Source organism: Hymenobacter sp. YIM 151858-1, from assembly GCF_025979705.1.
Taxonomy (GTDB): domain Bacteria; phylum Bacteroidota; class Bacteroidia; order Cytophagales; family Hymenobacteraceae; genus Solirubrum.
Window position 1 is genome coordinate 2,797,676 of record NZ_CP110136.1, and the last position, 22,788, is coordinate 2,820,463.

At 65.4% G+C, this 22,788-nt stretch carries 17 protein-coding genes; 6 read left to right on the forward strand and 11 right to left on the reverse strand.

The features are described from left to right. Positions 1 to 47 precede the first annotated feature (47 nt). From OIS50_RS12425 to OIS50_RS12435, 3 genes are all read right to left on the reverse strand, one after another. On the reverse strand, positions 48 to 860 hold the full coding sequence (locus OIS50_RS12425) for an alpha/beta fold hydrolase (protein ID WP_264690956.1): 813 nt from the start codon (positions 858 to 860) through the stop codon (positions 48 to 50). A 10-nt stretch (positions 861 to 870) separates the two neighbouring features. Then, positions 871 to 1,296 (reverse strand): hypothetical protein, encoded by a 426-nt coding sequence (locus tag OIS50_RS12430; RefSeq protein WP_264690957.1) that lies wholly within the window; start codon positions 1,294 to 1,296, stop codon positions 871 to 873. 287 nt (positions 1,297 to 1,583) lie between these two features. Next, positions 1,584 to 1,853, reverse strand: a complete 270-nt coding sequence (locus tag OIS50_RS12435; RefSeq protein ID WP_264690958.1) for a hypothetical protein — start codon at positions 1,851 to 1,853, stop codon at positions 1,584 to 1,586. Positions 1,854 to 2,067: 214 nt separating this feature from the next. Here OIS50_RS12435 and OIS50_RS12440 point away from each other — a divergent pair, with 214 nt between their 5' ends. Beyond that, a complete protein-coding gene (locus tag OIS50_RS12440) occupies positions 2,068 to 3,390 on the forward strand; it encodes an MFS transporter (protein WP_264690959.1) in 1,323 nt (440 codons plus the stop codon). Positions 3,391 to 3,508: 118 nt separating this feature from the next. Here the strand turns inward: OIS50_RS12440 and OIS50_RS12445 are convergent, their stop codons facing one another. Next, positions 3,509 to 3,904, reverse strand: a complete 396-nt coding sequence (locus tag OIS50_RS12445) for a hypothetical protein (RefSeq protein ID WP_264690960.1) — start codon at positions 3,902 to 3,904, stop codon at positions 3,509 to 3,511. 153 nt (positions 3,905 to 4,057) lie between these two features. Next, positions 4,058 to 4,663: a DUF4136 domain-containing protein gene (locus OIS50_RS12450; RefSeq protein WP_264690961.1), complete on the reverse strand. Its 606-nt coding sequence runs from the start codon at positions 4,661 to 4,663 to the stop codon at positions 4,058 to 4,060. Between the two features lie 122 nt (positions 4,664 to 4,785). On the opposite strand from OIS50_RS12450, the gene msrA reads away from it, so the two are divergent. Continuing rightward, on the forward strand, positions 4,786 to 5,442 hold the full coding sequence (gene msrA, locus OIS50_RS12455; RefSeq protein WP_264690962.1) for a peptide-methionine (S)-S-oxide reductase MsrA: 657 nt from the start codon (positions 4,786 to 4,788) through the stop codon (positions 5,440 to 5,442). A gap of 76 nt (positions 5,443 to 5,518) precedes the next feature. Here the strand turns inward: msrA and OIS50_RS12460 are convergent, their stop codons facing one another. The 4 genes from OIS50_RS12460 to OIS50_RS12475 all read right to left on the reverse strand — a co-directional run bounded on the left by OIS50_RS12460 (position 5,519) and on the right by OIS50_RS12475 (position 12,389). After that, positions 5,519 to 5,944 (reverse strand): hypothetical protein, encoded by a 426-nt coding sequence (locus tag OIS50_RS12460; protein ID WP_264690963.1) that lies wholly within the window; start codon positions 5,942 to 5,944, stop codon positions 5,519 to 5,521. Positions 5,945 to 6,110: 166 nt separating this feature from the next. Further along, positions 6,111 to 8,585 carry a TonB-dependent receptor plug domain-containing protein gene (locus tag OIS50_RS12465; protein ID WP_264690964.1) on the reverse strand — a complete coding sequence of 825 codons (2,475 nt, stop codon included), beginning with the start codon at positions 8,583 to 8,585 and terminating at the stop codon, positions 6,111 to 6,113. A gap of 237 nt (positions 8,586 to 8,822) precedes the next feature. Further along, positions 8,823 to 9,395, reverse strand: coding sequence for a fasciclin domain-containing protein (locus OIS50_RS12470; protein WP_264690965.1), 573 nt, complete (start codon positions 9,393 to 9,395; stop codon positions 8,823 to 8,825). Between the two features lie 117 nt (positions 9,396 to 9,512). Beyond that, positions 9,513 to 12,389: a TolB family protein gene (locus OIS50_RS12475; RefSeq protein ID WP_264690966.1), complete on the reverse strand. Its 2,877-nt coding sequence runs from the start codon at positions 12,387 to 12,389 to the stop codon at positions 9,513 to 9,515. Between the two features lie 172 nt (positions 12,390 to 12,561). Between OIS50_RS12475 and OIS50_RS12480 the strand changes: the two genes are divergently transcribed. Next, a complete protein-coding gene (locus OIS50_RS12480) occupies positions 12,562 to 13,053 on the forward strand; it encodes a hypothetical protein (protein ID WP_264690967.1) in 492 nt (163 codons plus the stop codon). 86 nt (positions 13,054 to 13,139) lie between these two features. On the opposite strand, the gene OIS50_RS12485 is transcribed toward OIS50_RS12480, so the two are convergent. Then, positions 13,140 to 13,535, reverse strand: coding sequence for a hypothetical protein (locus tag OIS50_RS12485; RefSeq protein ID WP_264690968.1), 396 nt, complete (start codon positions 13,533 to 13,535; stop codon positions 13,140 to 13,142). A gap of 180 nt (positions 13,536 to 13,715) precedes the next feature. Between OIS50_RS12485 and OIS50_RS12490 the strand changes: the two genes are divergently transcribed. The 3 genes from OIS50_RS12490 to OIS50_RS12500 all read left to right on the forward strand — a co-directional run bounded on the left by OIS50_RS12490 (position 13,716) and on the right by OIS50_RS12500 (position 20,312). Continuing rightward, positions 13,716 to 17,927: a PAS domain-containing protein gene (locus OIS50_RS12490; RefSeq protein ID WP_264690969.1), complete on the forward strand. Its 4,212-nt coding sequence runs from the start codon at positions 13,716 to 13,718 to the stop codon at positions 17,925 to 17,927. 43 nt (positions 17,928 to 17,970) lie between these two features. After that, the gene (locus tag OIS50_RS12495) at positions 17,971 to 19,128 is read left to right on the forward strand and encodes a methionine aminotransferase (protein ID WP_264690970.1); all 1,158 of its coding nucleotides are present in this window, start codon (positions 17,971 to 17,973) and stop codon (positions 19,126 to 19,128) included. A gap of 404 nt (positions 19,129 to 19,532) precedes the next feature. Continuing rightward, a complete protein-coding gene (locus OIS50_RS12500) occupies positions 19,533 to 20,312 on the forward strand; it encodes an amidohydrolase (protein ID WP_264690971.1) in 780 nt (259 codons plus the stop codon). A gap of 178 nt (positions 20,313 to 20,490) precedes the next feature. On the opposite strand, the gene OIS50_RS12505 is transcribed toward OIS50_RS12500, so the two are convergent. Further along, positions 20,491 to 22,761 (reverse strand): T9SS type A sorting domain-containing protein, encoded by a 2,271-nt coding sequence (locus OIS50_RS12505; protein ID WP_264690972.1) that lies wholly within the window; start codon positions 22,759 to 22,761, stop codon positions 20,491 to 20,493. Positions 22,762 to 22,788: the final 27 nt, after the last annotated feature.

Sequence of the window (22,788 nt, forward strand, 5' to 3'; positions counted from 1 at the left end):
TGGGTTTCGGGGTGCAGTTGGGCAAAAAACACCGGCCTGCCGCTGCTTCAGCTACTGCACAGCTGCCGCACGAAATCGGTGGCCAGCTGCAGGGTTTCGGTGGGTGCTTCTTTGTGCGGCGTGTGGGCGGCCCCGGGCAGCAGCACGCTGCGGGCGGGGCCGCCGGCCTGCCGGGCAATGGCTTGCACCTGCGCCGCGGTGCCGTACTCGTCGGCCTCGCCTTGCAGCACCAGCAGCGGGCACTGCACACGGGGCAGGTAGCTTTCGATGTTCCAGCTGCGGAAGGCGGGGGCCAGCCAGGTACCGGCCCAGGCCCGGAACACGGCGTCGGTTTTGGAGCCGTGGTAGCGGGCCAGCCGCTCGGGCAGGTTGGTGCTGCGGTACTGCTGCTGCGCCGCCCGTATGCCGGCCAGGGTAAGGTCTTCGACGAACACGTGCGCGCCTTCGGTAATTACGCCCACCACCCGCTCGGGGTGCAGGGCGGCGGCCAACAGGGCAATGCTGCCGCCATCGGAGTGCCCGAACAGGATGGCCTGCTCTAGCTGGCAGGCATCGAGCACTTGCCGCAGCACCGGGGCCTCCTGCTCCAGGTAGCGGTTGGTGCGGGCCTCATCGGCAAAGGCCGACGACTGACCGTAGCCGCGGCGGTCGTACACCAGCGCGGGGCAGCCCGTGGCAGCGGCCAGGCGCGCCGGAAAGTCGCGCCACAGCCGGATGCAGCCCAACGAATCGTGCAGAAACACCAGCGTGGGGCGTGGGGCCGCAGCTGGGCTGGCGGGCAGCAGGCGCTGCACGCGCAGCGTGTAGCCCGCAGCAAAGCCTAGGTCGGTTTCGGTAATGATCAGCTCGGCAGGGGTCATGGGCGCAAAGCTACCCCACGCTGCGCAACCAGTTTTTGGCGTTTTCGGGGTTATCAAACAGGCGCATTTCGAACTGGTTGCCGATGCGCCGGTGCAAATCCTGCACGGATAGCTGCCCAAAGATGCCCGGCGACAACACCTGCGCGAAGTAGCGCAGTCCGGCCTCGATGGTAAGCGGCGTCCACACGTTGGCTATCCACTCGTTGGCTTCGGAAAACGGCCCCACCAGCTCGCTGTGGTCGTTCAGCAGTTTGGCGCAGGGCTCTTCGCGCAGCATGTCGAGGTAAGCCATGCCGCCTTCCATCACGGTGCTCAGGGTTTGAATGCCCGACCAGCGGGCGCAAATCCAGCCCTCGTGGCGGTTGCGCTCGGCCGTAAGGTACACGTAGCCATCGGGCCGGTGAAAGGTGGTAACGGAGGTAGAGACGGGTTGCATAGCAGGTAGCGAGCAGATAGCACACGCCTTCAACGAAGACGGGCACCGTTCGGCCACAACATAGTACAGCAAACCAGAATTACGCGCATCCGCCGCCAGGCGGCAGCCCGCACCTAGGGCCGCAGCTCAACCTTAGTGGGGCGCCCTGCGTAAGCTAGCATCCATTCGCCCTCTTTTCCACAACCAACACCAACGCCCGGTAACTCCGCCTAGCAGCGCAGCAGCCGGGCGTTGTGCTTGTGGGCCCGGCTTGCCGGCACAGGGCCGCGCCCGGGGCCCAATGGCGGTTACTCCTTGCCGCCTTGCTCCTCGGCGTCTTCCAGCTTCGAGGCGTGGTAAATCTCGTCGAACAGCAACTCCATCTGGTACACCTCGGTGTTGGGGTTCATCGACCACTCCACGAAGGCGCGGGTATACACTTTCAACACTTCTTCGCAACTGGCTTTGCGCAAAAAAGCAGCATGAAACTGCTTAAACCGCTCGGCCAGCTCGGCGCGGGCGGTGGGCGTGTTGCGGTTGGTAAAGAAAATACCCGGTACGGATTGGTGCTGGCTCATTGCGGAGTAGGTGTATGACGGTAGCAGAGGTGTTAAATGACTTCATACGCAAGTACTTATAAGAAGATAACGCCGGCCGAAGGTTGCACCGCCAGCGGGCCGTTATCGGCCAGCAGCTGTTGGCTGTTAGCTATCAGCACAGTTAATTATCAGCATTTGGGAATTGACTAACAGCCAACAGCTGCTAGCCAACAGCCGATCGTAGCTTAGCGCCATGTTTGCGCCTGCCTCTCCGCCCCCGCCGCCCGTACGCTCGGCCGCCACGCGTATTCGCTCCATCGTGAGCGGCTCCATCGGCAACCTCGTGGAGTGGTACGACTGGTACGTGTACTCGGCCTTTGCTTTGTACTTCGCGCCGGCGTTTTTCCCACAGGGCAACCTCACGGCGCAGCTGCTCAACTCGGCCGCCATTTTTGCGGTGGGCTTTCTGATGCGGCCCCTGGGCGGGTGGCTGCTGGGCCTCTACGCCGACCGCCGCGGGCGCAAGGCCGCTTTGCTGCTCTCGGTGTTGCTGATGTGCGGCGGCTCGCTGCTGATTGCCCTTACGCCCGGCTACCAAAGCATTGGGGTGGCAGCGCCGATACTGCTGGTGCTGGCCCGGCTGCTGCAAGGCCTGAGCGTGGGCGGCGAGTACGGCACCTCGGCTACGTACCTGAGCGAAATGGCCCACCACCGGCACCGCGGCTTTTACTCCAGCTTTCAGTACGTAACGCTGCTGGCCGGGCAGCTGCTGGCCTTGCTGGTGCAGCTGGCTTTGCAGCGCCTGCTCACGCCCGCCGAGCTGCACGCCTGGGGCTGGCGCGTGCCCTTCGCGATTGGCGCCTTAGCCGCCGTGGTGGCCTTGTACCTGCGCCGCAGCATGCACGAAACCGACGCCTTTGTGCAGCAAACCAACAACCCGGCCCCGGCCGAAAGCAAGCTGCGCGTGCTGCTGCGCCACCCGCGCGAGCTGCTTACCGTGGTGGGGCTTACCCTAGGTGGCACCATCGCGTTTTACACCTTCACCACCTACGCCCAGAAGTTTCTGGTGAATACCGCGGGCTTCAGCAAAGCCGAGGCCACCCAAATTTCGTTTTGGGCGCTGGCGGTGGCCCTGCTGCTGCAACCCCTGATGGGCGCCCTCTCCGACCGCGTGGGCCGCCGCCCGGTGCTGCTGTTCTTTGGTGTGGGCGCCACCCTAGGTACTGTGCCGCTGCTCACGCTGCTGGCGCAGGCCCGCAGCCCGTGGGCGGCGTTTGGCCTGCTGGCGGTGGCCATGATTATCATGAGCGGCTATACCTCCATCAACGCGGTAGTAAAGGCCGAGCTGTTCCCAACGCACATCCGGGCCCTGGGGGTGGGCCTGCCCTACGCGCTTACGGTAGCCATTTTCGGGGGCTCGGCCGAGTACGGCGCCCTGCTGGCCAAAAGCCAGGGCATTGAGGCCGCTTACTACTGGTACGTAACGGCCTGCGCCGCCCTCTCGCTGCTGGTGTACTGGCGCATGGCCGATACCAAGCACACGTCGAGGATAGAGGTGTTAGGTGTTAGGTGTTAGGTGTTAGGTGCGTATTGCCGACCTAGGGTGCGGGTTACGCCGCCGTGCGCCCGTTTTCCGCGGCCCTGCACTCCCCTCACCCGTTTCAGTGCTTAGTACCGGGTACCCAATATTAAACTCACATCTGGCGCAGCCATGCGCTGGCGGTGTCGATATCGTCGAACGTGAGCACAAGCGGGCGCGTGGTGTGGCTCATCATCAAATCAGTAGAGAGGCGGCTGTAGACGTTGGGCGAGTACACCCAGGCGAAGAACTCGAGCCCGGCCTCGGCCATGGCCGGAAACCACACCTTGCCGCCCCACTCCGAGGCATCCGACCACATGCTGGTTACGTTGCGGTTGTCGTTGAGCACCTTGCGGCAACGCTCCTGCTTCAGGCACTCCAGCATTTGCAGGCAGCCGTTGCGCACCGAGTCGAAATCCTGCTCGCCGGTCCAGTCGACGTACAGCCACTCGTTCAGGTAATCGTAGGCAATGGTAACGTGGCTGTTTTGGTAGAGCGTGCTCAGGGCCATGGGTGCAATGGATGGTGCTTGGGGCCACAAAACTAACACAGCTACGGCACCCCGGCACAAATCCGTTGCGGGTAAGTACCATTGGCTCGGCATCCATCGGCCCACCTAGGGCCCGCACTTCGCTCAGCAGCGGGCCGGGGTATTTGCCCTGGGTTAGTTGCGCTCCTTCACCGGAAACTTGTCCAGAATGTCGCGGGCCGATTCGGCGAACCGCTCGCCGGCGCGGTTGGGGCTGGTTACCGCATCGATGATGGAGCCGCGCCACACCAGGTTGTTGGTTTTGGCATCCACAAAATCGAGCACCAGCATGCCCTCCTGGTAGCGCTCGGTGCGGTAGCCGCTGGGCGCCTGGTACCAGTAGGTGTAATTTACGGGCACCAGAAAACCGCGGTAGCGCACCAGGTAAGGGTAGCTCACGGGCACGGCGGGGTTGGGCGGGTTGGCCACCGTGCGCTCGGCCTGCTCCACGTAGAGGTGGTACGTCAGGTAAAAATCGGGTTTGCCGGAGGTAGCCGGCGTAATGCCGCGCCGGGCCAGCTCCGTTTCGATGGCCTGCCGAATGGTGCCGTCCTGCAGCTGGCTGCGCAGCGCCGGGCCTTGCGTGCCGTCGGTTTTTACTTCGGTTTCGGCCCAGGCAAACGTGCGGTATTGGCCGAAATCGACGCCTTCGCGCTGCTGCACGCTCACCGACGAGCAGCCGCCCACAAGGCCGCCCAGCAAGCACAGCAGCACGGCCAGTATTCGGGAATTCAGAATCATACGCTTAGCAATTGGGTGGTATATTACACCTGTACTGCACTGGCTACCCGCAAGTTGTGCTGCGCCGGCGTAGCGCAGCGTAATCGAATTGAAACCGGCCTGCGTATGCCGGGGGTATGATAATGAAACGCTTGCTGATGCTATTGCTGGCCGGCGCCGGGGCCCTCGGCAGCCATGCGCAAACGGGCGCCGCCGCCGAGCCCGACCGCCGCTTTGCCGAGCTGCCCAAGCTGCAGCCGGGCGAGGCCGTGGCCACTTTCGCCGGAGGCAGCTACTGGAGCACCGAGCCCGTGTTTGAGCGCCTGAAGGGGGTACGCGCCGTGGTGGCCGGCCACGCCGGCGGCACCGTGCCCAACCCCACCTACGAGCAGGTAAGCCGCGGCGGCACCGGCCACGCCGAAAGCGTGCAGGTGTACTACAACCCGGCCGTAATCAGCTACGCCCGCTTGCTGCAGGTATTTTTTGCCCAGCACAATCCTACCACCCTCAACCGCCAGGGCCCCGACGAAGGCCCGGAGTACCGCTCGGTAGCTTTTTACCGCACCCCGCAGGAAAAACAGCTGATCGAAGCTGAAATCAAGCGCCTGAACGAGTCGCGGCGCTACCCCACGCGCGTGGTTACGCAGGTGGTGCCGTTCAGGGCCTTTTACCCGGCCGAGCGCTACCTGCAAAACTACTTCAGCGCCCACCCCGAGCATCCGTACAGCCGCATTGTGGCTGCGCCGCGCTACCAACAAGTGGCCCGGGATTTTCCGGAGCTGCTCAAGCCCGGTTCCTAGGTGTTACCTACAGCTTAGCAGCAAAGGAGCGCCGGCAGCAGCAGCGGCCGGGGCTCCTTTGCTGGGTTTGCACAGCCTATGGCAACTGGGGCAAGGCATGGGCGGCACCTTCGCTTACCCACTGCTGGGCTTGCCGGGCTTCGCTAAAAAACTGAATCTGGCAGGGCAGCACTTCGGCGCAACTGCCGATGATGCGCTTGATGGCCATGCGGTTCAGCGGGTCATCGGAGTACACCAGGCCCAGGCGCACAATCGGCAGCTCGGCCATGTGCGGAATAAAGTTCGTCAGCATCCACTCCTGGTCGTCGGGCCGCAGGGTGCGCATTTGCTTGTGGTTGGCAACCCAGCCGCGCACGCGGCGCCGCCGGCCTTGCCGCAACAGCTCCTGAAAGCCTGCCCGCAACTGTTCGCTGTTCACGAAGCCCCTCCACTCGGCCTCCAGCACAGCGGTGGCCGCGTGGTAATGAATCAGTAACGCTGCTGATTGGTGTACAACGGCCATACCCTCGGAAAAGTGATACCTCCAAAGCTATGGCATTTAAACGGGCTACCTGATTGTCAGCAACGTTATATTTCTGTTGCCTCGCCGGGTTTTGGGCTGGCATTTTTGCCCCAAGCTCAGCACGTGGTGCAAGCACCTAGGCAAGCGCGCCTAGGTGCTTGCCTGCCTACCGCCCTCGCTGCACCTCCAGCACGGCCGAGCCGGTACCGGGCCGGCCGTTGGCACTCAGGCCCTGCACGCCTACCCGAAACGCCCCTAGGTCGTCGGAGGTGTAAAAGGTGAGGGTAGCACGGCCATCGGCGTTGGTGGCAACGGTGGGCGCCCAGTACAGGGTAGTGGCGCGGTAATCGGGGTGCAGGGCAGGGGCCGGGGTTTCGTAGCGCGGGGCGTAAAACTCGCGGGGTTGGTAGTAGGCCGGTACGGTAGCCCGGGCCACGCCCGGGCTGCTGCCCGAGGAGGTACTGGCCGAGCCGCCGCGCTTGGTGTAAAAAGCCATTACCCCGTTGGCGCCCTGCGTGCCAAACATAGCAGCCGATGCCCCCTTGAACACGTCGACCGACTCGATATCCGAGGCCGGAATCGTAAGAATGGCTTCGATGTCCCGTACCGGCATCCCATCTAGCAATATCAGCGGCTGCGACGACCCCATGATGGAACCGGCACCCCTGATTTGCACCGTAGTTTGCATGCCGTTGCCCATTATCTGCACCCCGGCAATGCGCCCCTGCAGCGCCATAAGGGCATTGGGGTAATTATCGAAGCCAGGAATGGAACTGGTTTTGAGCATCACGTCGGCACCGGTAAAAATGCGGCGCGGGTCGTCGGGTACCGGCTCGCGGCGGCCTTTGATTACAACGTTGCTCAGCATGATACGCCGGGTGGTATCGGGCCCAAACTGCCGCTCAATCGACTGCTGCCGGCGGCTGCGTTGCCCAAAGCTGGCCGCAAGCGCTGCATCGGGCATCAGGGCTGGTGGGTAGGGCGCGGGCACCCCCGCCCAACGGTCGGTTAGTTTCACTATAAGTGCCGGGCTTCCTTTGGGCGTACGGGCCTGCACCACCACCCGGGCGCTATCCTGCCCCCCGAAACCCGTAAACAAAAACCGCCCCTGGTTGTCGGTGGTACTGGTGGTGAGGTTGTTCAGGCCCTTCCCAATCAGCAAGGTCAGCTCGCTTTGGGCAGCGGGTTTGCGTTCGGTGCGCCATACCTGCCCGCTGAGCCCCAGGCCGCGCTCCAAAGCATACTCGCCCACGGGCAAGGGGTTGTTGAGCAGCTGCGCCCACACAAACCGTCGCCAGCCTTGGGTAAGCATCAGATGATCCAGCGCCTGCCGGGTGGCGGGCTCGGCGTCGCGGAAGTAGTAAGCCGGGTCTTCGATGTAGCCCCGCAAATCGGAGCTGAGCAAGAGGTGGCTCACGATGGTGGGCGCGCCAGGTTGCTCCAGGTCGGCAGCCGTTACAGCCAACGAAAGCTCGGCCGGTACGGGTTGCCCGCTGGCATCGCGGGTTTCGAGCGCCAAGGTTACTTTTTGGCGCGGGCCGTAGCTGGCTTTGTCGGGCCGCACGGTTACGCGCAGGCCGTCTTGCCGGTTCACGAAAGCCAGCCGCTCGCACCGGGCCACGCCTTGCGCATCAAACAAGGTAAAGTGCGCAATGCCCGACGGAAACCGCTCGATGGGAATGCGGCTGCTCAGCACCTCGCCGTTGGCCAGCGCCGATTGCCCCACGTACACCAACTGGCCGCGCACGTGCACCACCAGCGTTACGTTTTCGGAAGGCACTGCCTCGCCGGGCACTTTGCGCGCCATCCGGATGCCCATTTGGGTAACAGAGGGCTCTACGTGCAGCAGCAGGCCGCCGGCCGGCGCGGCAGCGGGCACCGCGTGGGTGCTGGTGCTGCCATCGGGCCAGGTAACGTGCGCGGTGTACGCCTGGCCGGCTTCGGGCGTGAAGGTAAAAGCCCCCATGCCCGCGTGCAGGCTGGCAAAGCTAGCCACGGGCGTGCCGGCGGCGTTCAGCAGCTCGCCCTTCACGGCCAAGCCGCGGCTTTGCTGGTCGGAGGCCTTAAAAGCCAGCACGTTGGGCAAGCCGGCAATCAGCTGCCCGCCCTCCGGAAACAGCTGAAAATCGGGCTTGTTGGCGGCCGGTTTGCGCTTGGCGGCTGGCGCGGGCTTGGTGCCCAGCACCGGCAGGCTTTGGCTGAAAAAGTAATCGGGGCCGGCGTTGCGCATCCAGTTGGTGTAGGCGCGCACCGTATAAGAGCCCTGCGCGGCGCTGTCGGGCAGGGCTAGGTCGCCGGCCGCGGTGCCGCCCTGCAGGCGCAGGGTGCGCCGCGCCACTACTTGCTGGTTGGGGCCCACCAAATCAACGTACAGCACGCGGCTCAGGGTATCGGGCTGGTGCTGACCGGCATTCACTACGTAGGCCTTAAACCACACCAGCTCGCCTGCGGTGTAAAAGCCCTTATCCAGGTGCAGGTAGCTCTTTTCGGGCGCGGTGGCTTGGTAAAAGCCCGTTAGCTTACCCAAAATCTGTTGCACCAGGGCCGGCTCGGGCGTGGTAAAGGCCGAGGCACCTAGGGCTGCCGCGCAGCTGCCCAGCAGCGCCCAGCGCTGCCACCTCGTACGATAATTGAAAAGCATTGAGAGGAAATAATCGGGAACAAACCAATAAGTCGGCAGCGAATAAAGCAGATGCACGATTACCCGCCAAACCTTCCCGGCCTTTGTTGCTATTGGCGTGACACAGCCGGTGGGCCGGGGCCTTTACCGGCGTGCCTCGCCTACCAAAACCCAGGTGCCCGCAAAGCACAAGCCCGCCGGCAACCTAGGTTGCCGGCGGGCTTGTGCTTTGCGTGAGCGTGTAGTGCCTTGGTAAGATTACTTGGGCAGCATCACTTTGTCGATTACGTGAATCATGCCGTTGCTCTGGTTCACGTCGTAGGTCGAGATGGTGGCAACGTTGCCCGATTCGTCGGAAATAACCACGTTGTTTTTGCCGTTCATCTGGGCTACCAGCGTGCCGCCGCTTACCGTTTTCAGCGAAGCCTTGCCTTTGCCGGCTTTGATTTGCGCCATCAGCTTGTCGGCCGTGAGGTTGCCGGCTACTACGTGGTAGGTGAGCACCTTGGTGAGGGTGGCCTTGTTTTCGGGCTTCAGCAGGTTGTCAACGGTGCCGGCGGGCAGGTTCTCGAAGGCATCGTTTACCGGCGCGAATACCGTGAAGGGGCCTTTGCCTTGCAGCGTTTCAACGAGGCCGGCAGCTTTTACGGCGGCTACCAAGGTGGTGTGGTCGGCCGAGTTTACGGCGTTTTCCACGATGTTCTTGCTCGGCAGCATGGCTTTGCCACCTACCATCACGCTGTTGGGCGACATCATGGCTTGGGCCGAAGCCGAGTGAGCAGCTACACCAAGAATGGCTACCAGGGCGAGAGAGAAGAAGTTCTTTTTCATGGTTTGGAACGAGAGAGAATGAATGTGCCGGAACCTACGGGAGCCGCTTTATCAGCGGATTTCTACACCCCGAAAAATTCTTTGCACCAGCTCTCTCCCACCCTCGCCATCAGCCAATTAAATTCCGATATCGAGCACCAACGGCTGCAGCACCCAACTACCGGTGCGGGTATTGTACACAAAGCGCAGGCCCGTTTCGAGCGGGGTGCGCAGGCGCAGCACGTTAAACACCACGGTGGTGCTCAGCCCTAGGTTTTGGTAGGTGCGCGAGCCCACGAAGCGGCCTTCCACGTTGCGGCCGTGGGCCCAGTCGGCAAAGCCCGAGCCGGTAAAGCGCTGCACGTACAGCCAGCGGCCCACCGCCCAGTGCGTATCGGCCAAAGGCAGGCGGTACTCCACGCTGGCCGTGCGCAGCCGATCGAAGCTGACGTAGCCCGAACCGCGCGGGAAGAACACGGCCGGCGCAAACTGATACTCGCGCTGCTGCTGCCACTGATAGCCGCCGCGCACCCGCACGTTGTGGTGCTTGCCAACGCCCGGGAAATACAGGCTGCCTTGCACGGCCCACTGCGAGGCCTCGAGCCCGCGGCCAAACGGCGTGGTGCGCCCCGTAGCCAGCAGGCTTTGCCCCCACCTAGGGCCCACATCGCGGGTGCTTTGCTTGAGCACGCGCACGTAGCTGGCGCTGCCCTGCACGCCGTTGAGCGGACTGTTGGGGCCCACCTCGGTAATGCGCCGCACGGGCAGGTTGTAGTCGCGCACTTGCTCGTGCAGGTAGTAGGCACCTAGGGTAAGCGCCTGCAGGTACTTGGAGCGCGTGAGCGTGAGCGGCAGGCGCACACCGGTAGTCAGGCGGGTGTAGCGCCACCGGTCGCGGTACACATCGCCTTGGTACAAAATGCCGGCGTTGCGGCCGCCGTGCTCAATATCGAGGTCGAACACGGGGTAGCGCCCCTGGTAGCTTACGCCGCCGAAAAAGCCCGCTGTGCGCTCGGCCTGGTCGAAGGATGCGCCCGCTATGGCCTGGGTGGTGTTCAGGAAATCCTGCGACCGAATACCTAGGCTGAGGCTATTGCCCGCGGGGCTTTGCACCAACCCCCAGCCGAAAACATTGAACGCGTGGCGCAGCGGCGAGTAGGGCCGCACGGCGTAGGCCTGGCCCGAATCGGCGGGGGCCGCAAGCTGGGGCAGCAAACGCCGGGCGCCGGGCTCCTGCGCCGTAAGCTGGGCCGAGTACAACCGGGCCGGATCGGTGGTGGCTACGGGTACCTCGCGCCAGGTGGCGGGGTCGAGCGGCATTTCCATTACGCGGGCGCCCTGCGCCCGGTAATCGTGAAAAGCGAGGTGGCGCCCGTCGGGCGACACAGCCGCGTGGTAGGCACCGAATGGGCGGCTGGTAACCTGGTAAGTGCGGCCCGTGCCGGTATGCACGGCGTGCACGTTGTCGAGGCCCGATTGCGGCGAGTTGTACAGCACGTAGTCGCCCCAGGGCTGCGGGTTGCTGAGGTTTACGTTGGCTACCGGCAGCAGCGCCCGCACCTGGTTGGCGGCGGGGTTTATCAGCTCCAGGGTTTTGCCCTCGGGCCGCAGCACCACGGCCACCACGTGTTGCCCATCGGCGGTAAAGCGCGGCTGAATGTACAGCTGATTTTGTGGGTTGGGTAGCGTTTGCAGCACCTTGCCCGTGGCGGCATCGAGCAGCACCAAGGCGTGGCGGTAGCTTTCGTCGGTTTGCGTGGCTACAATACGGGTGCCATCGGGCGAGAGGGCCGCGGCGGTGTAGCGGCTGCCCTTGGTGAGGCGCGTGAGGCGGCCCGTGCCCAGGTCGAGCAGGCGCAGCTCGGTGTAAATGCGCTGCCCCCACCTAGGGTCGAACCCGTACTCGGGCCAAATGGCCTTGCCCGCCGCTACCGACAGCATTTCGGGCCAATTCAGCTGCCCCAGCACAAACACCTTCTCCTCGCGCCCTTGCCTGCTTAGGCGCACCAGCTGGGCAATGTCGCCGAGGCCGGTTTTCAGGGCCAGCACCGTGCTATCGGAGAGGTACTGCGGAAACTCGTACTGCGTGAATACTTTTTCGGTGGCCTGCACTTTCAGGTCGCGGCCGGGGGTAAGCACCAGCTCGCGCTGCTGGGCGCGCCACGCCGAGTCGGCCTCCTGCATGCTGCGCCGGTACAGCTGCTCCACGCGCAGGCCGGTTTCGCGGCGGATGCTGCGCGAAAACGAATACGGGTAAAACGGAAAGCGGTAATACCGATCGAGCACCCGGTCCCACACGTCGGGGCCGTGGTGGTTTTTCAGGTACGAGGTCATGAAGTAACCCAGCACGTACCAGTTGGGCACAAAGTCGCGGTACGAGCCCGCCACGGCTTTGGGGTAGCTGTAGCGGCGCCCCGACAGCAAGTTGGCGCGCAGGCCCACATCGAAGCTCGGGATGCGCCCGCGGCCGCTGCGCGTGAGGGCCGTTTCGGTGCCCACGGCGTCGCCTTCAAAAAACCACGGCGGCACGCCCACCGAAGCCACACCCAGGGCCCCTTGGCCGAGCAGCGGCACCAGCAGGCGGCCCACGCCCTGCCGGGCCTTATCAAACTGCCCCACGTGCCGGAACTCGTGCACGGCCAATTGGTCGAGCCAATCCAGCGTGCCGAGGCTCATGTCCTGCGGGGGCACCACGAAAAACTCGGAGTGGCGCGGCAGAAACGTAACAAACCCGTTGCTGACGGTGGTTTGGTTTTGCAGCACCACGGTAATGGCCCGCGCCGTTACGCCCAGCGTGGCCGAGCCCACGGCGTGCACCTGCTCGAGGCGGCGGGCCGTGCGCTGCGCGGCCGAGTCGAACCCTTGGGGGTAAAGCACGCTGAAGTGCGGCGTGCGTACCTGCCGCCACTGCAGCGCGGGCGGGTTCTGATCGAGGATGGGCAGCGACTGCGCCGAGGCCGAAAACGCGGCTGCCGCGGCCAGGCCGCAGGCAGCAAAAAAGGGAAAGCGAAGCATCGGTAGTAAAGCTGCGGCGCGGCGGCGGCATTTGCAACCCAGGCGCCGGCTTCGGCGGGCGGGGCTGCGGGCGGGCTTCGCGGCGGCGGCTTATCTTGCAAGCCGCGCCCAGCGCACCATTGCCGGGCGGCCGGTGTTGTGCGGCCACCTCCCACTCCCCTCCTTTTCGAACATGAAAAAACTGATTGCCTTTTTGCCCCTGCTGGCCGTGCTGGGCTGCTCCACGCCCGATCTGCCGCAGCCCCAGCCCGGTGCCGCCCTCGAGCAAAGCCAGGTGTACTCTATCAGCTACAGCAAGCAGGCCGCCAATGGCCAGCCCGTGCAGCTCGACGACGCCCGCATCGAGGTATACACCGCCGAGCCCGAAGCGAGCAACGGCAGCTTTGCCCTGAAGCCCTATGCGCTGCGCACCACCTACACCAACGCCTCGGCCTCGGCGGTGCTGGTTGATCTGCCCACGGTAACCACGTACGCCGGCGGCCCGCCTGCCAGGCTGCGCCTGGTGCTATCCAGCAGCGCCCGGCCTGCTGCCGGCCAATTGCTCGACGTACACGTGTACCAAGGCCGTACCGAGGTGTTTGCTGCCCAGCACACCGGCGCTTCGGCCCAGCAAAACGGCACCCGCTACGAAACGATTGTCGACTACAGCATCGCGCCGTTGTAGGCCTGCCCCGCCGCTAACGCCACGGCCCCGCCCGCACTGGCAAACCAGTGCGGGCGGGGCCGTGGCGCGTGCGGAGCCCTAGGTGGCTACATGTGCCGCAGCCACGAGGCAGCGGTATCCATGTTATCGAAGGTCATCACGATGGGCTTGGCGGTGTGCCGCAGGGTCAGGTCGGTGGAGAGGCGGCTGTAGATGTTGGGCGAGTACACCCAGGCGAAAAACTCGAGCCCGGCCTCGGCCATGGCCGGAAACCACACCTTGCCGCCCCACTCGGCCGCGTCGGCCCAAATGGTTTGCACCTTCCGGTTGTCGTTGAGCACCTTGTGGCAGCGCTCCTGCTTCAGGCACTCCAGCATTTGCAGGGCGCCGGCCTGCACGCTGGCCAGGTCCTGCTGGGCGCCCCAATCGGCGTACAGCCAATCGTTGCCGAAGTCGTAGTAAATACTGATGGTGGCATCCTCGAAGATGGAGCGCAGGGCCATGGCGCGGGCGAATAGCTAAATGAATCTGCCGTAAACGTAATTGTTGAGCTAAGGTTACAAACCCGAAGCCCGGCCGGCGGTTATGCCTACCACAAGCTGCCACTTTTGTGCCGCCTTTGGGCCAGCAGCTTGCTATATTTGGCTGAGACGAGCCCGTCGTGCACGGGCCCTCGTTAGGATATGGCAACCCCCCAAACCGCCGACTTTGCGCTGCTGTTCAATGCGTTGCCAGCACCTCATCTGGCCATTTGCCCTGCATCCGGACGCATAGTGGCCGCCAACGCGGCCATGGCCCGGCTGCTTGGCAGCCGGGCCGAGCAATTGGTGGGCCAGCCCGTGGCCGAAGTATTTTCCGGCCATGGCGCGGCGCCCGGGGTGTGGGCCCAGGCCCTGGCCGATGCGCGGCAACAGTCCGCCCCGGCTCATCTTGCCCTAGGTGTTTTGCAGCTGACCCTCACGCCCGTAGCCGAGCCCGAAAGCGGCCAGCTGCGCTACCTGCTGTGCCGGGCCGAAGCCCATGGTGCCCCCGAGCCAACCGCGCCGGCCTCGGCGCTGCACCTGCGCCAGCAGCGCCTGCTGCAGCAGCTGGGCCAGCTGCCGGTGCAATTGCTCATCGTTACGGGGCCCGAGCACCGGCTGGTGTATCAGTCGCCCTCGGCCGTGCGCTTCAGCGGCCCGCAACCCCTGGGCCAGCCCCTCGATAAAAACGACCCGCGGCCGGCCATGCGCGCCCTAGGTCGCATGCTCGATCGGGCCTACGGCAGCGGGCAGGTGGTGGTGCTGCGCGAGCAGGCCGTGGCCGCCCTAGGTGCCGAGGCCGGCGGTGCCGCGCCGGCCTACCTCGACATTACGCTGCAGCCGCTGCGCGCCGAAGCCGGCCAGGTAGAGGGCGTGCTGGTGGTGGCCGTCGACGTGAGCGAGCAGGTACGCGCCCGCCACGCCGCCGAGCAAGCCGCCGCCGAAGTGCGCCGGCAGCAGCAGCAGCTGGAGTTTCTGGCCACCAGCATTCCGCAAATCGTGTGGATGGCCAACGCCGAGGGCACCGCCGGCTACGTAAACAAGCGCTGGGAGGAGTTCAGCGGCCAGCCCGCGGCCACGTTTTGGTCGGATGAAGGCTGGGTGCAGCACCTGCACCCCGACGAGCGGCCCGGCATAGCCCAGCACTGGGCCAAAGCCCTGGCCGAGGGCACCGCATTTGAGGCCGAATACCGCCTGCGCAACCGCGAGGGGCAGTACCGCTGGTTTCTGACGCAGGCCCGCGTGGTGCCCAACGGCCAACAGGTGCGCTGGCTCGGTACCAGCACCGAAATTCATGAGCGCAAGGTGCGCCAGCAACGGCAGCGCCGCCTGCTGCGGCAGTTCGATCAGCTGCCCATGCACCTGGTGGTGATGCGCGGCCCCGAGCACGTAATCGACTACTTATCGGCCCAGGCCCGCCCCTTTATTGCCGACGACTCGGTGGGCAAGCCGGCCCGCGCGGCGCACCCCAGCCCCGGCCCCGAAATGCTGGCGCTTTTCGATGAGGTGTACCGCACCGGCGAGCTGCGCCGCCTCGAAAGCGTACCCGTGTTGCCGCTGGGCGGCAGCGAGGCCGATGTAAAGCACGTCAACATTTCTATTCACCCGCTGCTGGATGCGCGCGGGCGCATCGAGGGCGTGCTGATGGCGGCCCTCGACGTGACGGAGCAGCTGCGCACGCAGCAGGCCGTGGCCCTGGCCACGGCCGAAACCCGCCGCCAGCAAGAGCAATTCCGGTTTCTGGCCGAGTTTATTCCGCAGCTGGTGTGGGCTACCGATGCCCACGGCCGGCAGGACTACGCCAACGGCCGCTGGCACCTTTACACCGGCCAGCCCGCCGCCGATGGCAGCCACCTTACCTGGACGGCCTTCCTGCACCCCACCGACGCGGCCGCGGCCGAGCAGCGCTGGCAGGACTCGCTGCGCAGCGGCATGCCCTACAAAGCCGAGTGCCGCTTGCGCAGCCACCAAGGCAACCACCGCTGGTACCTGGTGCAGGCCCTGCCCATGCGCGATGCCAACGGCAGCATCAGCCGGTGGTTTGGCACCTGCACCGACATCGACGATGCCAAGCGCGTGCAGCAGCGCATGCTCGAGAAGGACCGCCAGCTGCAGCAAATTCTGGGGCAGGTGCCGGCTTACGTGGCCACCTTGCTGGGGCCCGAGCAGATTTGTGCTTTCGCCACGCCCAACTTTGCCGAGCTGCTCGGCGGCCGCCTGCGCGTGGGCTTGCCGGTGGCCCAAACCGTGCCCGAGCTGCAGCAGCAGGGCATCGTGCCGATGCTGAACGAGGTGTTCGGCTCGGGCGCCACCATCACGCAACACGATTACCCGCTTAGCCTGCTCAGCCCGCTTACCGGGCAGCCCGAGGCCCATTATTTTGACTTTACGCTGCAGGCCCTGCTCGACGAGCACGGCCGCACCCAGGGCGTGCTGCTTTTCGGCATCGAGGTTACGCAGCGCGTGCTCACGCAGCAGCGCAGCGAGCAGCTGGCCGCCGAGGTAAGCCGCCGCGACGAGCAGATCCGGGCCATGACGGAGGCCCTGCCCCTTATCAGCTACATTCAGCGGGCCGATGGGCAGCTGGCGTACGTGAGCCCGCAGTGGCATGCCTACACCGGCTGCGCCCCCCACGAGGCCGCGGCCTGGCAACAGTACCTGCACCCGGCCGAGCGCCGCGCCTGCCTGGCCAGCTTCGAGCAGGCCCGCCGCCAAAAACAGCCCTGGACGGGCAAGCTGCGCCTGCGCCGCCACGATGGGCAGTACCGCTGGCACCTAGGGCGCACCCTGCCCATGCTCGACGAACAGGGGCAGGTAACGCAGTGGTACGGCTCTATTATCGATGTGCACGAGCAGCTGGAGCTGCAGGAGCGCCTGAGCCGCTCGGAGGAGCGCTTCCGGTTCCTGACGCACAGCATTCCGCAAATCATCTGGACGGCCGACGCCCAGGGCCACCTCGATTACCTCAGCCCGCAGTGGTTCCGGCTGACGGGGCAAGACCCCCTCGACCCCACCCTGACCGGCCCCGACAGCGGCTGGACGCGGGCCCTGCACCCCGACGACCTAGGGCCGGCGCAGCAGCGCCTGGCCCAGGCCCTGGCCGACCGCATGCCCTACGCCCTGGAGGTGCGCCTGCGCCGCCGCGACGGGCAGTACCGCTGGCACCTGGCGCGCGGCGTACCCGAAATCGGCCCCCACGGCACGGTGGTGCGCCTGTACGGCTCCTCCACCGATATCCACGAGCAGTACGAGCTGCACGCGGAGCTGCGCGCCTCGGAGGAGAAATTCCGGTTTCTGGCCGACAGCATTCCGCAGTTGGTCTGGACCTTGGAGCCCGACGGCAGCATCGATTTCCTGAACGAGGGCTGGATGGAGTACACGGGCCTGGGGCTGGAGCAGGCGCGCCGCGAAGGCTGGGCCCACCTGGTGCCGCCCACCGAGCGGGCCGAAACGGTGCAGGCGCTGGCCGAAAACCTGCGGCTGGGGCGCCACCACCAGCACGAAAACCGCCTGCGCCGCGCCTCCGACGGCCAGTACCGCTGGTTTTTGCACCGGGCCCGACCCATGCGCGACGCCGAGGGCCGCATTCTGAAGTGGTTTGGCACCAGCACCGACATCGACGACTACAAGCGCTTTCAGCAGGAGCTGGAGGAGCGCAACGCCGATTTGGTGCGCATCAACCAGGACCTCGACAACTTCGTGTACACGGCCTCGCACGACCTCAAGCAGCCCATCGACAACATGGCCGGCATCTTTGCCGAGCTCACGCGCATGGCCCGCTACGACGACCCCGATGCGCCCGAGCTGACGGCCATGTTCGAGCACTCGCTCGATCAGATTTACGACACCATCAGCGACCTGAGCGAGCTGGTGCAGGTGCAGAAGCAAAGCCAGCAGGTGCCGGCCGAGCTCGTCGATCTGGAGCTGCTGACGCAGGAGGTGCTGCAAAGCATCCGGGAGCAGGTGCGGGCTACCGGCGCTACCATCGAAACGGATTTTGCGGCGCTGCCGGCGGTGGCGTTTGTGCGGCCCAACCTGCAAAGCGTGTTCTACAACCTCATCAGCAACGCCATCAAGTACGCCTCGCCCGAGCGCGCTCCGCACATTCGGGTGTACTCGGCCGTCGAAAACGGGCAGGCCATGCTGGTGGTGCAGGACAACGGCCTGGGCATCGATCTGGAACGCTACGGCACCGAAATATTCCAGATGTTCCGCCGCTTTCACGACCACGTGGAGGGCTCGGGCATGGGCCTGTACCTGGTGCAGCGCATTGTGCAGATCCACGGCGGGCGCCTGGAGGTGCAAAGCCAGGTGGGCCAGGGCACCACGTTCCGCATCCGGCTGCCGCTGGTGCCGCCCCGTGCGGCAACCTAGGCGCGCGGGCCGTACTTTGCGGGCTCGAACTTCAGCCCCCGCTATGCCCGCCCCCACGCTCTCGTCTAAACTGCCCGACGTAGGTACCAGCATTTTCGCCGTTATGTCGCAGCTGGCTGCCGAGCACGGCGCCATCAACCTGGCCCAGGGTTTCCCCGATTTCAACCCGCCCGCCGCCCTCACCGAGGCCTTGCAGCGCCACACCCTAGGGCCGCAGCACCAGTACGCGCCCATGCCCGGCCTGCCGCGCCTGCGCGAGCTGATTGCCGCCAAAACCGCCGCCGTGTACGGCGTGCCCGCCCCCGATCCGGTAACCGACGTAACCGTAACCACCGGTGCCACCGAAGCCCTGTATGCCGTGCTGGCCGCTGTGGTGCAATCCGGCGACGAGGTAGTGGTGCTCGAGCCTGCTTACGACCTCTACGGCCCGGCCATTCGCCTGCAAGGTGGCCGGCCCGTGTACGTACCGCTCACGGTGCCCGATTTCCGCCCCGATTGGGAGCGAATTAAGGCGGCTATTACCCCACGTACCCGCCTCGTGATGGTGAACACGCCGCACAACCCCACCGGCGCCGTGTTCACCGATGCCGACTGGCAGCAGCTGGCCGAAATCCTGGCGCCCACGCAGGCCTTTTTGCTGAGCGACGAGGTGTACGAGCACATGGTGTTCGACGGGCACCCGCACCGCTCGGCCTTGCAGTACCCCGCGCTGCGCGAGCGGGCCTTCGTGCTGTCGTCGTTCGGCAAAACCTACCACGCTACCGGCTGGAAGGTGGGCTACTGCGTGGCGCCGCCGGCCCTAAGCGCCGAGGTGCGCCGCGTGCACCAGTTCGTTACGTTCAGCGTGAGCACGCTGTCGCAGCTGGCCATTGCCGATGTGCTGGGCGATGTGGCCTCGTACGACTACCTGCCCGCGTTTATGCAGCAGAAGCGCGACTTGTTTGGCGAGCTGATGCGCGACACGCGCTTCGAGCTGCTGCCCTCCGAGGGCTCGTACTTTCAGCTGGCACGCTACCACCGCATTGCCCCCACCGAAGACGACGCCGCGTTTGCGCGCCGCCTTACCACCGAGGCCGGCGTGGCCGTAGTGCCGGTGTCGGCCTTCTACCACAACCAAACCGACCATGGCCTGGTGCGCTTCTGCTTCGCGAAGCAGGACAGCACCCTGCGCGCCGCCGCCGAGCGCCTGCGCCAGCTCTAGCACCTAGGGCCTGTAGCGCGGCAACCCGTTGGCTACGCCGACCTTCGGTTCCGCGACGCGCTGCAGGCGCGCCACACCCGGGCGGCGGCGAAGGCGCGAGCCGCAGCCGCCGCAATCGTTGAACGGAATCGTTGCTGACTCCTGCGCCGCCCTGGCTCCCCTCTCCCTCATCTCGCGCATGGAGCGAGGTAGGGGCCCGGGGTGAGCCAAGCGACCTAGGGGCGCGCCCCTAGGTCGCTTGGCTCTTTGCGCTTGCGGGCAGGGGCCGAAAGAGGCTCGTACTTGTACTGCAGCACGGCCGGTTTGCTTTTTCCGTGGATGATTGCCCCGCCCCCAGGTTGTGATTGCGCCCGGGATTAGGTAACATGCCAGTCATTCCGCTACTGCCTACTCCCCCATCACCTGTGTCCGACCTAACCGTTTCCTTTGTTCAGGCCTCGCTGCAATGGCACAAGCCCGAAGACAACCGCGCCGAGCTGGCCTCGCACATCGAGGCCATTTCTATCCCCACTGATCTGCTGGTGCTGCCCGAGATGTTCACGACGGGCTTCAGCATGGATGCGGCCCTGCTGGCCGAGCCCGTGGAGGGCCCTACCCTGGCCTGGATGCGCAACCTGGCCGCCTCGCGCGATGCCGTGGTTACCGGCAGCGTGATTACCGAGGAAAACGGCCGCTACTACAACCGCCTGCTGTGGGTACGGCCCGATGGCACCTTCAGCCACTACAACAAGCGCCATTTGTTTCGGATGGCCGGCGAGCATGAGGTGTACACCGCCGGGCAGCACCGCCTGTTTGAGCAGTGGCGCGGCTGGCGCATTTGCCCGCTGATTTGCTACGATTTGCGCTTCCCGGTATGGAGCCGCAACAACGCCGCCGAGCCCTACGATTTGCTGCTGTACATGGCCAACTGGCCCGCCGCCCGCCGCACCGCCTGGATTACCCTGCTGCGCGCCCGCGCCATGGAAAACCTGGCCTACACCATGGGCGTGAACTGCCTGGGCACCGATTTGCGCGGCCAGAGCTACGAGGGCGACTCGGCCCTGCTCGACATGAAAGGCGAATACCTGGTGGAAGTAGGCAACCAGGAAACCAGTATTACGCGCACCCTGCGCCGCGCCGACCTCGAGGCGTACCGCACGCGCTTCCCGGCCCTGCTCGACGGCGATGCGTACGAGCTTAAATAACGAGTTGCCAATCAGCTGCTAGTCATCAGCAGCTGATGCAAACCGCGTAGTGCAGCGCAAACAAAGCACGCGCGGGGCCAAAACGGCCATTTGCCGCCCAGGTGCCAGCGGCTGGTGGGGCGCGCGGCACCTAGGGGCCGCAGTGCGGCCCAACCCTGGCCACCGCCAACTGCCCCGCTTAACGCCCAACCACCAACAGCTGCCCTCCGCGGCGGCCTTGGGCATCGGTAGCTTCCAGCAGGTAGGTGCCTGCGGCCAGGGCTTGCACATTTAGTTGGTGGCGGCGCGCCAAGGGGGTGGCTTGCAGCACCAAGCGCCCCCGCAAATCGCGGATTACTACCCGCGTGGGCGCGGCGGTTTCAACGAGTACCTCGGTAGCGGCGGGGTTGGGGTATAGCTGCAGCGCCAGCGCGGCGGCCTGGTTGCGGGTGCTGGTTACGCGGTTGCGCGTGCCGTAGAGCAGCAAACCACCCGTTTCGAGGCCCACCACTACTTCGGGGGCGCCGTCGTTGCTGAGGTCGGCGGCTACCACGTGGTTGCGGGCGCGCGAGTTGGCCCCCAGGCGGGTGGCCTCGTACTGGCCGGTGCGGTTGTTCAGCACCAAATCGGTGCGCTCCACGAAGGTGCCGCTTTGGGCGCGGTAGTTGGCATACATGCGCAGCACGCCGCTGTGGTCGAGGGTAAGCAGGTCGGGCGTGCCGTCGCCGTCGGCATCGGTTACGGTGGGCGCCAGGGTAAAGGGCCGGTCGCCGTTGCCCATCCGAATGCGGCCGTAGTCGTCGCTTACGAGGCTAAACCCATTCTCCAGCGGCTGCGCGGGGTTGCGGCGGTAGTACAGCAGCGAGCCAGCGGTGTTGATGGAGTTGGTACCCAACAGCAAATCGAGGTGGCCGTCGCCGTCTACGTCGGTAAAGCAGGGCGTGTCGCCGGCGGTGTTGCCCAGGTTGCGCAGGTAGGTAAGCTGCGCGGTGCTGAAGGCGGCCGGCTGGTTGGCAGCAGCTGTGTTCAGAAAATAAAACACAAACGACGCGCCCTGGTACGTAGCGGCAAAAGCCAGGTCGGGGGCGCCGTCGCGGTTCAGGTCTGCCAGGGCAGGGCGCAGGGCGCGGAGGTTGCGCGCCGCCAGCCCTAGGTAGTCGGCGTTGGCGAGGCTGAACACCGGCCGGCTGCGCGTGCCCACGTTGCGGTAAAAGGAGAGCGTAGCGCGGTAGTTGGTTTCGGTGTGGTGCGCGCCGTACTGCTCGGCGTGGTTGGCCACCAGCATATCCACGAGGCCGTCGGCGTCGAGGTCGGCAAAAGTGGTGGCGGCACCTTCGCTCACGTCCAGCATCTGATCGGCCACGAAACCGCCCGGGCGTCGCACGTAGCTGGGGGCCGCGGCCGTGCCCGTGTTCTCGAACAGCTGCACGTTGTTGCGCAGGCTCACGCGGTCGGTGTTATCGAGCAAGGCCGAGGCCACCACCAGGTCGGGCTTGCCGTCGTGGGTGGCATCGAGGCTGAAGGCCACCGGGTAGTTCACCAACGACACGGCGCCCAGGCCGTTGGGCAGCGCCGTTAATACGCTGCCGCTGTTGGTAGCGGCCAGCTGGGCGGTGCCGGTGTTGCGCAGCCCCACCAGCTCGGCGCAGCCGTCGCGGCCCACCAGCACGTCCTGGTCGCCATCCTGGTCGAAATCCTGCAGCAGCACGCCCGAGCCGCCGGTGTGGTTGGTGCCGTTGGGCCGGCAGGCCACCCCGCCCGTGGCGTAGCCGGTGCACGAGCTGAAACAAGCCGTAACACCGCCCCAGAAGTCGCTTTCCTGCCGGAACTGCAGGCCGCCGCAGCCCGCGCTGGTGTTGCGGAAGTACTGCAGGTAGTTGCCGCTGGCAAAGTCGAACGACAGGATATCGAGCCGGCCGTCGCCGTCTACGTCCTGAATGGCCGGAACGTCGTAGCCACCTAGGCGAATGTTGAAGCTGCCCGTGCCCGAGCCCAGGCTGTAGGTAAGCTGATTGCTGATGAGCTGAAACGTAGGCCGGCCGGCCGCATCGGGCACGTTGCGAAACACGCGCACGTCGCCGCCCGCAATCTGCGTCCAGAGGTCGGGGCGGTTGTCGCAGTCGTAGTCGCGCAGCAAGGCCCAGTTCTGCAGGTCGCCAGGAAACAGGCCTTCGTACTCGGGGGCGTATTGCCAGGCGCGCCCGCCGTTTGCCGCGGGCACGCTCAGGTAGGTTTGCACGCGGTTGGTCATCCGCTCAAACACAAACATGTCCTGCTGCCCGTCGGCGTTCAGGTCGATGCCCGAAAACTGCGGACTGTTCAGCCCCCCGGCCCAGGCCAGCGGCAGCTCGGCGGCCCCGTTGCTGATGCCCGCGGCCTGCGGGCGGTACTCCAGCCCAAAGCGGCTGGTTTGGGCAAAAACACCTAGGGGCAGCAGCAAGGCCAGGGCGGCGGGCAACAATCGTGACATAACGAGCAGAAGAACGACGACAAATGC

What these genes read in the sequence shown, in the direction of transcription:
- OIS50_RS12425 (WP_264690956.1), bottom strand. Translation starts at nt 860, where the DNA reads ATGACCCCTGCCGAGCTGATCATTACCGAAACCGACCTAGGCTTTGCT.
- OIS50_RS12430 (WP_264690957.1), bottom strand. Translation starts at nt 1,296, where the DNA reads ATGCAACCCGTCTCTACCTCCGTTACCACCTTTCACCGGCCCGATGGC.
- OIS50_RS12435 (WP_264690958.1), bottom strand. Translation starts at nt 1,853, where the DNA reads ATGAGCCAGCACCAATCCGTACCGGGTATTTTCTTTACCAACCGCAAC.
- OIS50_RS12440 (WP_264690959.1), top strand. Translation starts at nt 2,068, where the DNA reads ATGTTTGCGCCTGCCTCTCCGCCCCCGCCGCCCGTACGCTCGGCCGCC.
- OIS50_RS12445 (WP_264690960.1), bottom strand. Translation starts at nt 3,904, where the DNA reads ATGGCCCTGAGCACGCTCTACCAAAACAGCCACGTTACCATTGCCTAC.
- OIS50_RS12450 (WP_264690961.1), bottom strand. Translation starts at nt 4,663, where the DNA reads ATGATTCTGAATTCCCGAATACTGGCCGTGCTGCTGTGCTTGCTGGGC.
- msrA (WP_264690962.1), top strand. Translation starts at nt 4,786, where the DNA reads ATGAAACGCTTGCTGATGCTATTGCTGGCCGGCGCCGGGGCCCTCGGC.
- OIS50_RS12460 (WP_264690963.1), bottom strand. Translation starts at nt 5,944, where the DNA reads ATGGCCGTTGTACACCAATCAGCAGCGTTACTGATTCATTACCACGCG.
- OIS50_RS12465 (WP_264690964.1), bottom strand. Translation starts at nt 8,585, where the DNA reads ATGCTTTTCAATTATCGTACGAGGTGGCAGCGCTGGGCGCTGCTGGGC.
- OIS50_RS12470 (WP_264690965.1), bottom strand. Translation starts at nt 9,395, where the DNA reads ATGAAAAAGAACTTCTTCTCTCTCGCCCTGGTAGCCATTCTTGGTGTA.
- OIS50_RS12475 (WP_264690966.1), bottom strand. Translation starts at nt 12,389, where the DNA reads ATGCTTCGCTTTCCCTTTTTTGCTGCCTGCGGCCTGGCCGCGGCAGCC.
- OIS50_RS12480 (WP_264690967.1), top strand. Translation starts at nt 12,562, where the DNA reads ATGAAAAAACTGATTGCCTTTTTGCCCCTGCTGGCCGTGCTGGGCTGC.
- OIS50_RS12485 (WP_264690968.1), bottom strand. Translation starts at nt 13,535, where the DNA reads ATGGCCCTGCGCTCCATCTTCGAGGATGCCACCATCAGTATTTACTAC.
- OIS50_RS12490 (WP_264690969.1), top strand. Translation starts at nt 13,716, where the DNA reads ATGGCAACCCCCCAAACCGCCGACTTTGCGCTGCTGTTCAATGCGTTG.
- OIS50_RS12495 (WP_264690970.1), top strand. Translation starts at nt 17,971, where the DNA reads ATGCCCGCCCCCACGCTCTCGTCTAAACTGCCCGACGTAGGTACCAGC.
- OIS50_RS12505 (WP_264690972.1), bottom strand. Translation starts at nt 22,761, where the DNA reads ATGTCACGATTGTTGCCCGCCGCCCTGGCCTTGCTGCTGCCCCTAGGT.